Genomic DNA, 14,796 nt, shown 5'->3' with positions numbered 1-14,796 from the left:
CAGCACATGACACTCATCAGCAGGATTGAAACCTTCCTCGTCGCGCCGCGGTGGCTATTCGTCCGGATCGAAACCGACAGCGGCATCGTCGGCTGGGGCGAGGCCAGCTGCGAGGGCCGCAGCGAAACCGTGCGCACCGCCGTCGAACAGCTCTCCGAACTGCTCATCGGCAACGACGCCCTCCGCATCGAGGACCACTGGCAGGTCATGACCAAGGGCTCCTTCTACCGCGGCGGGCCCATCCTGGCCAGCGCGGTATCCGGCCTGGACCAGGCCCTGTGGGACATCGCCGGCAAGCACTTCAACGCCCCCGTGCACCAGCTCCTGGGCGGCCACGTCCGCGACCGGATCCGGATGTACGGCTGGGTGGGCGGCGATGAACCGAACGAGGTGGCGGACCAGATCAGCGCGCAGCTGGAGGTCGGACTCACCGCGGTCAAGATGAACGCCAGCGGCCGGATGAGCCCGATCGCCTCCGTCGCGGAGCTCGACGGCGTCGTCCGCCGGGTCGCAGCCGCCCGCGAGGTCCTGGGCGAGCACCGCGACGTCGCCGTCGACTTCCACGGACGCTTCAGCCTGGCCAACGCCAGGCGGGTGGCGCCGCTGCTGGAACCGTACCGGCCGTTCTTCCTCGAAGAACCCGTGGTTCCGGAGAACACCCACCTGCTGCGGGAATTCACGTCCTCGACCACGACGCCGGTCTCCACCGGTGAGCGGCTCTACAGCCGGCAGGAATTCCTGCCCGCGCTGCAGGCCGGCATCGCCGTGGCCCAGCCGGACCTCTCCCACGCCGGCGGCATCACCGAGGTCCGCAAGATCGCCTCGCTCGCCGAAATCTACGAGGTCCAGCTGGCCCCGCACTGCCCCCTGGGACCGCTGGCCCTGGCCGCCTGCCTGCAGGTCGGTTTCGCCACCCCCAACTTCCTGATCCAGGAGCAAAGCATCGGCATTCACTACAACCAGGGCGCCGAGGTCCTGGACTACGTGGTGGACAAAACCCCGCTGAAGTTCGTTGACGGGCACATCGAACGGCTCACCGGACCGGGCCTCGGCATCGAGATCGACGAGGCCGTGGTCCGCGCCGCGGACAAACGCGGGCATGCCTGGCGCGGACCCGTCTGGCGCCACTCCGACGGCGCCTTCGCAGAATGGTGAACCACATGAGCACCGACATCACCCCCGAGCTCCTGCTGGCCGGGATCCGCGAGACCCGCCTGGTCGCGATCGTGCGCGGCACCGACGGCGGAGCCGCCGCCAAGGCGGCCCTGGTGGCCATGGAGGAGGGCTTCCGCTACGTCGAGATCGCCCTCACCACCCCGGGGGCGCTGGCCGCGATCAGCACCGTCCGGGCAGCGGCACCCGCCGGCTGCTTCGTCGGGGCAGGCACCGTCCTCACCGCCGCCGATGTGGAGGACGTGGCCGGCGCCGGCGGCCAGTTTATGGTCACCCCGTCGCTGGCGGACTCCATCCAGGAATCCGCCCGGCTCGGCATCCCCATCCTGGCCGGGGCCCTGACACCCAGCGAGTCCTACGAAGCCATGAACCGCGGCGCCACCGCGGTGAAACTCTTCCCGGCCTCCATCGGCGGCCCCGGCTACCTGAAGGCGCTCCGCGATCCATTCCCCGACATCCCGTTCATCGCCGTCGGCGGGGTCGGACTCGGCGAAGCCGCCGGGTACTGGAGCGCCGGCGCGATCGCCGTCGGACTCGGCGGCCCGCTGTTTGGCGACGCAGGCTCCGGCGGCGACCTCGAACCGGTCCGTGAGAGGGCCCGCGCCTTCGTCAGTCTCGCCGCGGAACACGGCCGGCACGCCGCCGGGACGGCACGGTGAGCGTGGATCTGCTCACGCTCGGGGAATCGATGGTGTCCCTGCGTTCGGCCGGCCCGCTGTCCGCCGGCGGCAGCCTGGGCATGCACGTGGCCGGGGCGGAATCCAACGTGGCCGTCGGCGTCGCCCGGCTGGGCCATAGCGTTGCCTGGGCCGGCGTGCTCGGCGCCGACCCGCACGGCGAATTCATCCTGCGCCAGCTCCGCAGCGAGGGAATCGCGGTACAGCACCGGGTGGACCCGGCCCGGTCCACCGGCGTGATGTTCCTCGAACGGCGCACCGCGGACCTCAGCCGGGCCTTCTACTACCGGGCGGGGTCCGCCGGATCGACGATCAGCCGCGAGGACGTGGACCGGGCCTTCACCGCCGGACCCCGGGCCCTGCACCTGACCGGCATCACCGCCGCACTCAGCCCCGACGCCCGCCGCGCCGTCGAATATGCCGCCGCGCGGGCCGCCGCCGAGGGCCTGGTGGTCTCACTCGACGTGAACTACCGCAGCAAACTCTGGTCCCGCGACGAGGCCCGCGCCGTGCTGACCCCGCTGGCCCGGCACGCCACCGTCCTGGTCGCCTCCGACGACGAACTCGAACTGGTTGCCGGCGGCCGCACGGCCGCCGGCGGAACCGGGGGAGACGACGCCGAGCAGGCCGCTGCCGCCGCACTCCTCGGGCAGGGTGTCCGCGAAGTGGTGGTCAAGCGCGGCGCCGCCGGAGCCGGTGTCTACACCGCGGACGGCCGCTGCGAAGCCCCCGCCGTCCCGGTGACCAGCGTGGACACCGTGGGCGCCGGGGACGCCTTTACCGCCGGCTACCTGTCCGCGCTGCTCGACGGCGGCGACGTCGCCGAACGCCTGCGCCGCGGAACCCTGGCCGGCGCCTTTGCCGTCAGCACCCACGGGGACTGCGACGGCCTGCCGAGCGCCGCCGAGCTGGCCCTGCTGGGTGCAGCCCCGGACGGCAGCACCCACCGCTAATACCCACCCTGCCCGGAATCGCTCCGGCCCACACCGAAAGCCTGGATCTGCTGTGAAAATCATTGCCGCTGAAGTCTTCGTGACAAGCCCCTCCCGTAACTTCGTGACGTTACGGATCACCACCGAGGACGGTGTTACCGGCATCGGGGACGCGACGCTGAACGGGCGGGAACTCGCGGTGGCCGCGTACTTGAAGGAGCACGTCGCGCAGCTGCTGATCGGCAAGGATCCGCACCGGATCGAGGACACCTGGCAGTTCCTGTACCGGTCCTCCTACTGGCGCCGCGGGCCGGTGACCATGGCCGCCATCGCGGCGGTGGACATGGCCCTGTGGGACATCAAGGGCAAGCTGGCCGGGATGCCGGTCTACCAGCTGCTGGGCGGGGCGTCCCGGAACGGGCTGCGGGCCTACGGCCATGCGTCGGGTTCGGACCTGGAGTCCCTCTTCGACTCCGTCCGCGAGCACCTGGAGCTCGGCTACAAATCCATCCGGATCCAGACCGCCGTGCCCGGAATCAAGGCCGTCTACGGCGTCGCGGCCCAGGCGCAGGCCTCCGGGGAACGGTACGACTACGAACCGGCCGGACGCGGGGCGTTCCCGCAGGAGGAGGACTGGGACACCCGGGCGTACCTGCGGCACCTGCCCACGGTGTTCGAAGCCGTCCGGAACGAGTTCGGCCCGGAGATCCCGCTGCTGCACGACGGCCACCACCGGATGACCCCGATCCAGGCCGCGAAGCTGGGCAAGGCGCTGGAGCCCTACGACCTCTTCTGGCTGGAGGACTGCACCCCGGCGGAGAACCAGGAGGCGCTGCGCCTGGTCCGGCAGCACACCACCACCCCGCTGGCGATCGGCGAAATCTTCAACACCGTGTACGACTACCAGACCATCATCAAAGAGCAGCTGATCGACTACGTCCGTGCCGCGTCCACGCATTTCGGCGGCATCAGCCCGCTGAAGAAGGTCATGGACTTCGCCGCCCAGTACCAGATCAAGTCCGGGTTCCACGGGCCGACCGATATTTCCCCGGTCGGGTTCGCCGCGCAGCTCCACGTGGGCCTGGCCATCCACAACTACGGCATCCAGGAATACATGCAGCACTCGGACAAGACCAACGAGGTCTTCGAGCAGTCCATGACGTTCGTGGACGGGTACCTGCACCCGGGGGACCAGCCCGGCATCGGCGTCGAGTTCAACGAGGAGGCCGCCGCTGCGTTCCCGTACCAGCAGGCCTACCTGCCCTACAACCGGCTCGTCGACGGCACGGTTCACGACTGGTAATAGTCCGCCACCGGCGGCGCAGCAAAACACTGCGGGGTCGTTAAGGCTTGCCGTCTAGTGGACGATTTCCCGGGTCATTCCGAAGGGAACCTGGTCCGAGAGTGCTGCCGTGTAGTGCCCGGGTTTGTGCCGTGTCAGCAGGATGCCGTGGGTGCCCGTCAGCATGGCCAGCCGCTGCAGCCCGAGGACGGCGTCATTGAGCCGGTCGTCCAGCAGGAGTCGGTTTTCGACCTGGATCTCGATGCAGTCGCTTGCTGTCGTCATCGCACTGTCTTTCCTGGAAGGGTGGCCGCGGCGTCCGCGGCTGAAGCGAGATTACGTCTCGTTTAAATGTGAGTCAAATCACCACGCGACGTGCCCGTGGGCCTAGGTCAGGACCGTGAATCCGGCCGACTGGTACCTCACCCCGTTGACCTGCGGCTGGACTGAATGAGCGCCGGGATGGTGGACCCGGGTGGTCATCTGGCGGAAGGCGTGACGCTTCGTGAACGTCTTCGATTCACCCGGCCCCAGGACGGCCGTCCCGAGCTTGAACACCTTGTCCGCGAGTGTGCCGTTGGCTTTGGCGTAGTGCACCACGTAGTCGACGGCGATGCGGGCCTCCGCTGACCCGGTGTTGGCCACATCGAAATCGAACCCCAGCTCGCCGGGCAGTTCCACCACAGCGCGGTCGAGCCGCAGGGCGGTGACGGTGAGCGAGGCCGGCGGGAAGCCCAGCAACTGCAGGGCGCCGGGGTGGGCCTTCTTGATCAGGGTCCGCAGGCCGTGGCGGACCACCCTGGCGGTCTGGGCGTCCGGGGCGGCCATCCAGCCGGCGGCGGTGGCCACCACCTCCTCCGGGGCGTGGCGGGCGAGATCGTTCAGGTGGTTGGCCACCGACCGGCGGACATCCTCCACCGGGTCCCGGTACAGGGCGTCCAGGAGGGGCAGGGTGGCCTCGGGCCGGGCCGTGAGCCCGGGAACGCGGACGGCCCACGGCAGGTAGGGCCGGGTCCCCTCGCTGGCGAGCCGGCGGACGTGCCAGTCGGGATGGCCGGTCCAGCCGGCCGCGACGGCAAGGGCGCGGTCGAGGTCTGCGGCCAGGAGCCGCCGGATCGCGAACTCGGACGTCAGGCGCGGGGTCAGCTCGGCCAGCAGGGACAGGCAGTCCTCGAAGTCTCCCGGCTCCGTCCCGGCGAGCGCCAGGGCGGCAGCCGCCTCGCTGACCGGCCAGATCATCCACCCGGTGAATTCCGGGTCCGCCAGCGCCCGGCGGAACACTGCGGCCGCCGGGGCGTATCCGGCGGGCAGGTCCTCAAGGAGCGCGCCGCTGAGCAGGTCGGTGCGCCCGCGCAGGCTCAGGTCATCAAGCTGCCGGGCAGCTCCGGCGAGGTGCGTGAACCCGGTGCCGGGGGAGGCCGCGGCGAGGATCCGCCCCAATGAGCCGACCACCCCCGGGTTGATCAGTTCATTCATAATGCCCATGGCCTCAGGGTACCGGCGGGTGCGGCGCGGTGCGGCCGGAGCCCCGAAGCGGCCGCTGGCGGGAAACGGGGATATTCTTCACGGTGGGAATGTCAACACACGGTGCAGAGGCGGATGCGGGAATGGCAGAGCAAGAGACCGGGAAATCGTCCGGCTGGTGGCGGGTTTTCCACGACAAGTTTGTGGTGGAGGAGCGCTACATGGAGGCCGGGGCGCGCCGGAACCTGTACCGGACCGCCGTCGGACTGATGATCGTCGGCGCCGTGCTGTTCACCTTTATCCTGGTCAGCGTCCTGACGCACGGCGGGATCAGCGTCGTGGATGAGCCGGTGCGCTCCGGCCTGGTCACTCTCCGCGGTGAACCGACCACCACCATCATGATCATCCTGGCGATTGTCTTCGGCCCGATCGGGCTGCCCATCATCATCCTGGTGTTCACGGTCGCCTGGGGCTTGTTCGCCAAGCACGCCTGGCGGCCGATGGTCCTTGCCGGAGCGATGCTGACCGGCGTCATCCTGGCCCAGCTCATCGGGCATATCGTCGAGCGGCACCGTCCGCCGGTGGATCTTATGCTCTTCGGCGCGGACACCACGTTCTCCTTCCCGTCCGGACACGTCCTCGGGGCCTGTGACTTCCTGCTGGTCACAACGTTCCTGATCTTTTCCCGACGCTCGAATCCCAAGTCCGCCGTCGTGGGCTTCGTGGTGGCCGGCGTCGGCATTTTCTTCGCCGCAGTGAGCCGGCTCTACCTCGGCTATCACTGGACCACCGACGCCCTGGCTTCGTTGTCCATCTCCTTCGTGGTCCTCGGCGCAGTCATCCTGCTCGACACGTGGCGGACGGCCCGGATTGAGGGCGAGCCGATCACCGGGGAACTCTCCAAAGAGGAGAACGTCGCCGAGTAGTGGCGGCACGGCAGGGCGCCTGGCTGTTCAGCGCGCCCTGCTCCGCTTCAGCTCGGCCCGAAGCCTGGCGTTGGCGGCCTCCAGTTCCAGCACCTTGGCCACCCCCGCGAGGTTCAGGCCCTCCGCGAGGAGGCCGCTGATGCGCCGCAGCACCAACAGGTCCAGCTCGCTGTACTGCCGGGTGCCGCCGGCCGTGCGGTCCGGCGTGAGCAGTCCCTTGCGCTCGTACAGCCTGATGTTCTGCGGGCCGGTTCCGACCATTTGTGCCACGACGGAGATCGCGTAGACCCCGACGCCGGACTCCTGTGCCGCCATCTGCCGCCCTTTCGTTCCCGAAAAACCCCTTGCCTCAGTGTCGCACCGGTGCTATAAAAAATCTATATCCGACAGAACAGATAATCGATGGCCGGATACAGCGAAAATTTCGAGATCTCACATGAAGGAGTGGGAAATGATGTTGATGCGTACGGATCCGTTTCGTGAGCTGGACCGGCTGACCCAGCAGGTTTTTGGAACCACTGCGCGGCCCGCTGCCATGCCGATGGACGCTTGGCAGGAACAGGGCGAATTCGTCGTCGCCTTTGACCTCCCGGGCGTCAACGTCGACTCGGTGGATCTGGATATCGAACGCAACGTGCTCACCGTACGGGCCGAACGGGCCGACGCGACCCAGCCCAGCGTTGAGCTCATCGCCTCGGAGCGGCCCCGGGGAGTCTTCAGCCGCCAGCTCATCCTGGGCGACACGCTGGACACGGATGCAGTCAAGGCGACCTATGCCGACGGCGTCCTGACCCTGCGCATACCGGTCATGGAGAAAGCCAAGCCGCGGAAGATCGAGATCACCCACGCACGGGACGAACTGCAGGAAGTCGGACAATAGCGGCCGGCGGCGGCGCGGCGGTATCTTCCCCGCGCCGCCGCCGGTTCCCGCCGCCCGGGGGATAAGGAGTACAGCCATGAGCGCGTGGCGGCGCTACGATTCACACCTGATGCCGGTCTTCCATGAAAGGTTCGAAGAACGCTGGGGCGAGGGCACCGCTCCGTTCCTCGACCCGGAAGCGCACGAACTGCCCCTTCCGCGGGCGCAGTGGATCAACGTGGACACCGGGGCGGCCCTGGCCGTGGTGCCGGTCTGGGCCGCGGAGGACAGCCAGCACCGCTCATTCGGGGTGTTCTACCTGCCGCCGGCCGGGGACATCTGGGTGCTCCGGCCCGGGTTCACCGGCTACCTCGAGCCCGCGGCAGAGGACGGAGACCAGTTGCTGGGCCTGCGGAACGACGCCTTTAGGAAGGCGGTGGCCCACGCCAAGGAGTTCCTCTTCGGCACCGAAGCCGCTGGCTGAGGGCGGTGCGGCCACGGCACGACGGCACGCGGACCATGCTGACGCGCCGTGTGTGGCGCGGGCTCCCGGCGGGGCCTAAAATCAATCCACTACCAGCGCAACTGCATAGGGGATCCGCCAATGAACGCTTCCGCCCACGACCTGGCCGCACTGCTGCCATCCGGTTTCACCATGGGCGTGGCGACCGCCGCCTTCCAGATCGAGGGGGCGCTGGACGAGGACGGCCGCGGACCCTCCGGCTGGGACATGTTCGCCGCGAAGCCCGGCACGATTGTCGATGACCACAGCCCCGCCATGGCCTGCGACCACTACCACCGGATGCCCGAAGACGTGGCCCTGATGAAGGACCTGGGCATCGACTCCTACCGGTTCTCGCTGTCCTGGCCGCGGATCCAGCCCGGCGGCAGCGGCCCGGTCAATCCCAAGGGCCTGGACTTCTACGACCGGCTGATCGACCTGCTGCTGGCCAACGGCATCGCACCGATGGCCACGCTCTACCACTGGGATACCCCGCTGGAACTGGACGAGGCCGGCGGCTGGATGAACCGGGACACCGCCTACCGGCTGGGGGAGTTCGCCGCGATTGCCGCCACAGCCTACGGGGACCGGGTGGCCCGCTGGGTAACCATCAACGAACCGGCCACCGTCAGCGCCAACGGCTACATGCTGGGCGTGCATTCCCCGGGTGAAGCCCACATGCTCAAGGCCCTCCCCAGCGTCCACCACCAGCTGCTGGGCCACGGGTTGGCGATGCAGGCACTGCGGGCGGCCAAGGTTCCCGGCGAAATCGGCCTGACCAACGTGTATTCGCCGATGGTCCCCGCCACCGTCAACCCACTGGACAAGGTCAGTGCAGGCCTGATGGACATGGCACAGAACCGCCTCTACGCCGACCCCGTGCTGCTGGGCAAGTACCCGGACGCCATCCGTGCCGCCACCTTCTTCTCCTCCTTCAGCCCGTCCAAGGAGGACATGGAGCTGATCTCGCAGCCGCTGGATTTCTACGGGCTGAACTATTACATGCCTACCCGCGTGGCTGCCGGGCCCGGTGAGGGCACCGTGCCGGAGGGGATGGCGGAAGCCATGGGGAACGACCTCAACGGCGGAGGCGGCGCCACCCCGTTCCACGTCGAGAGTTTCCCGGACACCGAGATCACCGCCTATGGCTGGCCGATCAAGCCGGACTACATGGCCGTGGCGCTCGCGGAAATGGCCGAACGCTACCCGGAACTGCCGCCGGTCTACATCACCGAGGGCGGTGCGAGCTTCGAAGACCTGGAGATCCACGACGCCGAAGGCCGGCTGGTGGTCCCGGATGAGCGCCGCGTGCGGTACCTCGCCGAGCACATCGGCGCGGCCATCGAGGCGACCTCGCCCGGCGGCGCCGCAGAGTCGATCGACCTGCGCGGTTATTACATCTGGTCCCTGATGGACAACTTTGAATGGTCCGCCGGCTACAAGCAGCAGTTCGGCCTGCTTCACGTGGACCGTGACACCATGGCGCGCACGCCCAAAGCGTCCTTCTACTGGCTCCGGGAACTGATGGCCGCCCGGTCGAAGGCTGCAGCCGCCGTCGTCGAACCTGCCGTAGAGCCGGCCCCAGCCGCTGAACCAGCCGCCGTCGTCGAACCCCCGGCCGCCGGCGCGGAACCGGCCGCAGCAGGCTAAAGGATGTGGAGCTCCTGCAGACGGGTAGCCATGCCGGCGCCGTCCGGCGAGTAGACCCACGGGACCGCTGAACCGGTGTGGTCGCCGCTCTCCGAGTGGCCGCCGGCCAGCACGGCCTCGCCCGCGGAGAGCTGGCGGATGCCGATGGCCGCCACCTTGTCGCCGTGGTCCCGGGCGAACTGCGAATAGATCGCCTCGTCGTGCTGGCCGTTGTCGCCAAAGAGAAGCCAGCGCATGTTGGGGAACTCCTTGGCCAGCAGTTCCAGGTTCCGGCGCTTGTGGTCCTGGCCGCTGCGGAACCAGCGGTCGTGGGTCAGGCCCCAGTCGGTCAGCAGCAGGGTGCCGGAGGGGTACATGTTGCGGGTGATGAAGCGGGCCAGGGTGGGGGCCGCGTTCCACGGGCCCGTGGAAAGGTAGATCACCGGCGCCTCGGGATGCTCCACCCGCAGCCGGTCCATCAGGACCGCCATGCCGGGGGTCGCCATCCGGGCCCGTTCGTTGAGGACGAACGTGTTCCACAGCGCCAGGAACGGCCGGGGAAGGGCCGTGACCATAATCGTGTCGTCAATGTCGGAGACGATGCCCAGGGTGGTCTCGGGCGCGATGACGTAGATCTTTGCCTCCGCCGGCTCCGTGCCCGCGGCGCGCAGCACTGCCGTGTGCCAGCCGGGGGCAAGCGCCACCGGCACCACGGTGTCCACCAGGCCGCCGCGGTCGGCCTGGACCCGGGTGGTGGTGCCGCCGATCTCGATGTCCACATCCACGAATTGGATGGGGACGGACGTGAACGCGCGCCAGCCGCGGATGTTCTGGTTGCCGTTCTGCGCCGCCTGCTCGGCCCGGCTGCCGGGCGTCGGTTTGCTGGTGAGCAGCACCCGGCCCAGGACCCGCACCCACTCGGTGGACCCGTACCCCTGGTAGGCGATGGTCTGCGGGGCGAACTTCCAGCGCCTCGCCATTTTCAGCCGGAGGTGGTTGACGGTATCCGAGACCAGATGGGCGAACCTGAACGCCTGGCTGCCCGAGATCTTCCGGGGCTGCGTTGGTTCCTGCCGGGGTTCCTGCGACGCCATGTCCATGCCTCCACTCTTTCACAGGGCAGCGGGCCGCGGACCACCGGCACGGAGCGGCACGGCCACCCGTGGCCCTGTGGCGCGGGGTCGTATGGCACTGTAAGACCCATGGCACGCATCGAGGATTACGCAATGGTGGGCGACCTCCACACCGCCGCTCTGATCAGCACCGAAGGCTCCATCGACTGGCTCTGCCTGCCCCGCTTCGACTCGCCGGCGTGTTTCAACGCCCTGCTGGACACACCCGAGGCCGGCCGCTGGCTCCTCGCACCGGCCTCCGGCGGCGAATGCACGCGGCGCCGCTACCGCGAGAACAGCCTGATCCTGGAGACCGAATGGGAAACCCCGGACGGCAAGGTCAAAGTGATCGACTTTATGTCACCGCGCGACGGCGCGGCGGACATTGTGCGGATCGTCGAAGGCATCCGCGGGAGCGTGCCGATGCGCGGCGAACTTTCGCTGCGCTTCGATTACGGCGAAATCGTCCCGTGGGTCCGCCACGACCAGCACGGCATCCACGCGGTGGCCGGCCCGGATGCCGCCTATCTGGTCACCGATGCCCCGCTCCGGGGCGAGCACATGCAGACCGCCAGCGAGTTCACCGTCACGGCTGGCCAGCGGATTCCCTTCGTGCTGACCTGGGCGCCCAGCCACCTCGGCCGTCCGCGGGCGGTGGACCCGGAAGGCGTACTCGCCGCCACCGAATCCTTCTGGCAGGAGTGGTCCGACAAATGCAAAATCACCGGTCCGTACCGCGAGCCCGTACTGCGTTCACTCATCACCCTCAAGGCCCTCACGTACGCCCCCACCGGCGGGATCGTGGCGGCGGTCACCACGTCCCTGCCGGAGGAAATAGGCGGCCAGCGCAACTGGGACTACCGCTATTGCTGGCTTCGGGACGCGACCCTGACCCTCCAGGCGCTGCTCGCCTCCGGCTACTCCGAGGAAGCCGCGGCCTGGCGCGACTGGCTGCTCCGGGCCGTCGCGGGCGACCCGGCCGACCTGCAGATCATGTACGGCCTCCATGGCGAGCGCCGGCTCCCGGAGACCACCATCGACTGGCTGGCCGGCTACGAGGGGTCGGCGCCGGTGCGGATCGGCAACGCCGCGGCCGGGCAGCTGCAGCTGGACGTCTGGGGCGAGGTGCTGGACTGCCTGGCCCTGACCCGGAGCGCACTGCTGCAGGACGGCGACGACGCCTGGGATGTCCAGATCGCCCTTATGGAGCACCTGGAGACGGCGTGGGACCAGCCGGACAACGGGCTCTGGGAGATGCGGGGTCCGCGCCGGCATTTCACCCACTCGAAGGTCATGGCCTGGGTGGCGGCGGACCGGATGGTCAAGGGCGTGCGGGACTTCGGCCTCCCCGGCCCCGCGGACCGCTGGGAAAAACTCCGTGACACCATCCACGCTGACGTGATGGCCCACGGGTTCGACGCCGGGCGCAACACCTTCGTCCAGTCGTACGGGCGTCCGGAGCTGGACGCCAGCCTCTTGTTGATCCCGCGTGTGGGCTTCCTGCCGCCCGACGACCCCCGGGTGGTGGGCACCATCGACGCCGTCCAGCGCGAATTGACCCACGACGGTTTTGTCCTGCGCTACCGGCCGGAGAAGAGCGACGACGGGGTTCCCGGCGGCGAGGGCGTCTTCCTCGCCTGCTCCTTCTGGCTGGTGGAGGCGCTGCTCGGGGCGGGCCGGCGGCGGGAGGCGAAAGAGCTCTTCGAGCGGCTGGTGGCGTTGCGCAACGACGTCGGACTCCTCAGTGAAGAGTGGGACGTCTCGGCGGCGCGGCAACTCGGGAACACACCCCAGGCCTTCAGCCATTTCGCGCTGGTGCGGAGCGCGCTCCAGCTTCAGGAGGCCGCCCGCTGACCTGAACGACGGCCCGCGGGCTGCCGCCGGAACCTGACTTTTCTCCAGAGCTTAGATAAGTATACTTACTAATATCCCCGCCCGGGGTGCTGGATTGAAGGAGTCTGCAATGGCTGGATATTTCGAGCTCGTGGATGCGCCCGACGGCGGCTACCGGATCAGGATGATGGACGCCACCGGCAGCCTGATGGCCGTCTCGGTGACGTTCCCGACCAAGCGGGCCGCCGTGGCCGGCATCGCCCAGGCCCGGGAAATCGCCGGCACCGGCCTGATCCGCGACCGCAGCGGCGACGGTCAGTCCGCCCTCCTGGCCTCCATGGCCAAGCGGCGCACCGGCGGCGGCGCAGGACGCGGCTCCTCCCTTTCCGGGGGCACCCTCGCGGCGACGAAGCGCACCCGTGCCCACCACTGACGCCGGCGGCCGGCGCCGGGCCGCGGTCCTCTTCGACGTTGACGGGACGCTGGTGGATTCCAGCTACATCCACACCCTCGCGTGGTGGCGGGCCTTCCGGCAGGCCGGCTACGACGTCCCCATGGCCAGCATCCACCGCTCGGTGGGAATGGGCGGGGACAAGCTCCTGGCCCACCTGCTGCCGGAGAGCCGCGACACCGGGTCCGACGCCGACATCATGGCCTCCCACGCCGCCGTGTTCTCCACCTTCTGGCCGGCCCTCCGGCGGCTCGACGGGGCCCGCGAACTGCTGGCCCAGTGCTTCGACTCCGGCCTGGCCGTGGCCCTCGCCTCGTCCGCGCGGGACCGCGACCTGGAAATGCTCCGCGCCACCATCGATGCCGACGCCTACATCCACGCCGCCACCAGCTCCGCCGACGCCGAGGAGAGCAAACCGGCCCCGGACATCCTGATTGCGGCCCTCGAAGCGGTTAACGTGCCCGCGGCCAACGCCGTCTACGTAGGCGACGCCGTCTGGGACATTTACGCCGCCGGCAAGCTGGACATTCCGGCGATCGGCCTGACGTGCGGAGGCACCAGCGAGGCCGAACTCCGTGACGCCGGCGCCGTTGAGGTCTACGAGAGCCCGCGTGCCCTGCTGGACAACCTTGCCGGCAGCGCCATCGGCCAGCTGGCCGCCCGCGTCCGGGGCGTCTGAGCCTGGCCCCTTACTTGGGCGGCGGGTGCGGTGCGCCGTGGTGTGGGGGGCGATGTCAGCGGTCGGGAAACTTCTTCCAGCGTTTCAGGAAAGCCCGCTCGGCGACGGCCGCCAGCTGCTCTTCCCGGGCATGCAGCCGGCCGTAGGTGAACCCGTTCTCCCCGCTGCGCAGCGCCCGGGCGCCCAGCCCGGCCAGCCGCGCCCGGGCCACCACGCTGTCCTGGTGCACTCCGAGGACCTGCTGGATCTTACGGGCCGCCTTGGCCAGGCGTTTCGCACGCCGGTGCCGCTTCCGGGCGGATGTCCGGCCCGCATCGCCGTCGCCCGTGGAGCCCTTCGGCACCGAAGCGGCCAGTTCCGCGGAGTACCGGAGCCGCTTCGACGCTTTGCGGACCTCATGCAGCGCCGCATCTCGGGCCGCCGCGGGGCCCGGGGGCCCATCCGGCGCGCCGCCGTCGTCGTCTCCGCCGGTCCCGACCCTAACGTCTTTGACCGAAGGGTCCTCCACCGCAAGGTCCCTGACCGGAAGGTCCTGGACCGTGCGCCGCAGCCGCCGCCGGTCACGGTTTGCGAGCTTTGCGAACCTTTTCCCGGGGTCCGCGGCCGCTTTCGGGCTTAGCGCCGCCGAAGCCACGAACCGGTCCAGGTCCGCGAGCAGCCGGGCGTAGCGCTCCCCGGCCACTGCCTCAAGGGCCGCGGCGAATCCGGCGGCGGTCAGGGCATCGAGTTCCTCATCGATCCTGAGGGCGGCCGGGCCGAAGCGCAGGTCCTCGGGTTCGTCCGCGAGCAGGGCGGACAGCCGTTCGTGGACGACCCCCGGATCGCGGGCCGCCCCGAGTGTCCCGGAGAGCCAGCGGAGTTCGGCGCGGAGCGGTTGCACCTCGCTGTCATCCAGCAGCGGCCGGCCTGAGGCGAGAAGCGAACGGAGCCGGCGCGCCGCTACCCGCATCTGGTGCACCGCCTCGGGCTGCTCGGCCCGGACGCCGGGAGCGTGCTGGCGCAGCTCGGCCAGCTGCTGGCCGAGGTAGGCCAGCAGGACCTCGCCCGCAGTGGTAGCCACGCTTCACTCTACGACGCGGACGCAAGGCCCCGCCGGTGCCACAAGTTGGCACTTCGCGGCAATGTTTGGGGGGCAAAGTCAACTGATCGGAGCAACGCGGGTGGTTATGCCGCTTGCAGCAGCTGGTTCAGCCGGTTGGCCGGGGTCTCGAGGTTCAGGGTAGGCCGGGGCCTGCGGTTCAGCTTCGCAGCGACCTGGCGGAGGTCCTCGGGGGTGT

16 protein-coding genes are annotated in these 14,796 nt (G+C 69.3%); 11 read left to right on the top strand and 5 right to left on the bottom strand.

Going from position 1 to position 14,796, the window contains the following annotated elements:
- The first annotated feature begins 6 nt into the window (after nt 1-6).
- From dgoD to manD, 4 genes are read left to right on the top strand one after another with little or no spacing between them, the layout of a single operon-like run.
- Nucleotides 7-1,155, top strand: a complete 1,149-nt coding sequence (gene dgoD, locus AC1DBE_RS05240) for a galactonate dehydratase (RefSeq protein WP_476969819.1) — start codon at nt 7-9, stop codon at nt 1,153-1,155.
- A gap of 5 nt (nt 1,156-1,160) precedes the next feature.
- Nucleotides 1,161-1,832 carry a bifunctional 4-hydroxy-2-oxoglutarate aldolase/2-dehydro-3-deoxy-phosphogluconate aldolase gene (locus AC1DBE_RS05235; protein WP_476969818.1) on the top strand — a complete coding sequence of 224 codons (672 nt, stop codon included), beginning with the start codon at nt 1,161-1,163 and terminating at the stop codon, nt 1,830-1,832.
- Nucleotides 1,829-2,803, top strand: a complete 975-nt coding sequence (locus AC1DBE_RS05230; RefSeq protein ID WP_476969817.1) for a sugar kinase — start codon at nt 1,829-1,831, stop codon at nt 2,801-2,803. Before AC1DBE_RS05235 ends, AC1DBE_RS05230 begins: the two co-directional genes overlap by 4 nt.
- Nucleotides 2,804-2,855: 52 nt before the next feature.
- A complete protein-coding gene (manD, locus tag AC1DBE_RS05225; RefSeq protein ID WP_476969816.1) occupies nt 2,856-4,085 on the top strand; it encodes a D-mannonate dehydratase ManD in 1,230 nt (409 codons plus the stop codon).
- Between the two features lie 54 nt (nt 4,086-4,139).
- On the opposite strand, the gene AC1DBE_RS05220 is transcribed toward manD, so the two are convergent.
- Nucleotides 4,140-4,349 carry a hypothetical protein gene (locus AC1DBE_RS05220; protein WP_476879726.1) on the bottom strand — a complete coding sequence of 70 codons (210 nt, stop codon included), beginning with the start codon at nt 4,347-4,349 and terminating at the stop codon, nt 4,140-4,142.
- Between the two features lie 102 nt (nt 4,350-4,451).
- Nucleotides 4,452-5,549 (bottom strand): DNA alkylation repair protein, encoded by a 1,098-nt coding sequence (locus AC1DBE_RS05215; protein ID WP_476969815.1) that lies wholly within the window; start codon nt 5,547-5,549, stop codon nt 4,452-4,454.
- A gap of 122 nt (nt 5,550-5,671) precedes the next feature.
- Between AC1DBE_RS05215 and AC1DBE_RS05210 the strand changes: the two genes are divergently transcribed.
- Nucleotides 5,672-6,454: a phosphatase PAP2 family protein gene (locus tag AC1DBE_RS05210; protein ID WP_476879728.1), complete on the top strand. Its 783-nt coding sequence runs from the start codon at nt 5,672-5,674 to the stop codon at nt 6,452-6,454.
- Nucleotides 6,455-6,481: 27 nt separating this feature from the next.
- Here the strand turns inward: AC1DBE_RS05210 and AC1DBE_RS05205 are convergent, their stop codons facing one another.
- Nucleotides 6,482-6,769, bottom strand: coding sequence for a MerR family transcriptional regulator (locus AC1DBE_RS05205; RefSeq protein WP_476879729.1), 288 nt, complete (start codon nt 6,767-6,769; stop codon nt 6,482-6,484).
- Nucleotides 6,770-6,908: 139 nt separating this feature from the next.
- Between AC1DBE_RS05205 and AC1DBE_RS05200 the strand changes: the two genes are divergently transcribed.
- From AC1DBE_RS05200 to AC1DBE_RS05190, 3 genes are all read left to right on the top strand, one after another.
- Complete coding sequence (locus AC1DBE_RS05200) at nt 6,909-7,334, top strand: Hsp20/alpha crystallin family protein (protein ID WP_476879734.1); 426 nt, start codon at nt 6,909-6,911, stop codon at nt 7,332-7,334.
- A gap of 76 nt (nt 7,335-7,410) precedes the next feature.
- The gene (locus AC1DBE_RS05195; protein WP_476879730.1) at nt 7,411-7,797 is read left to right on the top strand and encodes a hypothetical protein; all 387 of its coding nucleotides are present in this window, start codon (nt 7,411-7,413) and stop codon (nt 7,795-7,797) included.
- Between the two features lie 120 nt (nt 7,798-7,917).
- Nucleotides 7,918-9,465, top strand: a complete 1,548-nt coding sequence (locus AC1DBE_RS05190; RefSeq protein ID WP_476969814.1) for a GH1 family beta-glucosidase — start codon at nt 7,918-7,920, stop codon at nt 9,463-9,465.
- Here the strand turns inward: AC1DBE_RS05190 and AC1DBE_RS05185 are convergent.
- The gene (locus AC1DBE_RS05185) at nt 9,462-10,544 is read right to left on the bottom strand and encodes an App1 family protein (RefSeq protein ID WP_476969813.1); all 1,083 of its coding nucleotides are present in this window, start codon (nt 10,542-10,544) and stop codon (nt 9,462-9,464) included. The genes AC1DBE_RS05190 and AC1DBE_RS05185 overlap by 4 nt on opposite strands.
- A 102-nt stretch (nt 10,545-10,646) precedes the next feature.
- On the opposite strand from AC1DBE_RS05185, the gene AC1DBE_RS05180 reads away from it, so the two are divergent.
- From AC1DBE_RS05180 to AC1DBE_RS05170, 3 genes are all read left to right on the top strand, one after another.
- Entirely contained in the window at nt 10,647-12,410 is a 1,764-nt protein-coding gene (locus AC1DBE_RS05180) for a glycoside hydrolase family 15 protein (protein WP_476969812.1), read from the top strand.
- Between the two features lie 109 nt (nt 12,411-12,519).
- Nucleotides 12,520-12,822 (top strand): YegP family protein, encoded by a 303-nt coding sequence (locus AC1DBE_RS05175; protein ID WP_476903185.1) that lies wholly within the window; start codon nt 12,520-12,522, stop codon nt 12,820-12,822.
- Entirely contained in the window at nt 12,809-13,519 is a 711-nt protein-coding gene (locus tag AC1DBE_RS05170; RefSeq protein WP_476969811.1) for an HAD family hydrolase, read from the top strand. Before AC1DBE_RS05175 ends, AC1DBE_RS05170 begins: the two co-directional genes overlap by 14 nt.
- Nucleotides 13,520-13,574: 55 nt before the next feature.
- Here the strand turns inward: AC1DBE_RS05170 and AC1DBE_RS05165 are convergent, their stop codons facing one another.
- Nucleotides 13,575-14,579, bottom strand: coding sequence for a CHAD domain-containing protein (locus AC1DBE_RS05165; protein WP_476969810.1), 1,005 nt, complete (start codon nt 14,577-14,579; stop codon nt 13,575-13,577).
- Nucleotides 14,580-14,796 lie beyond the last annotated feature (217 nt).

The organism is Arthrobacter sp. 10T416 (assembly GCF_056394165.1).
This window is presented reverse-complemented; position numbering and strand designations above follow the sequence as displayed.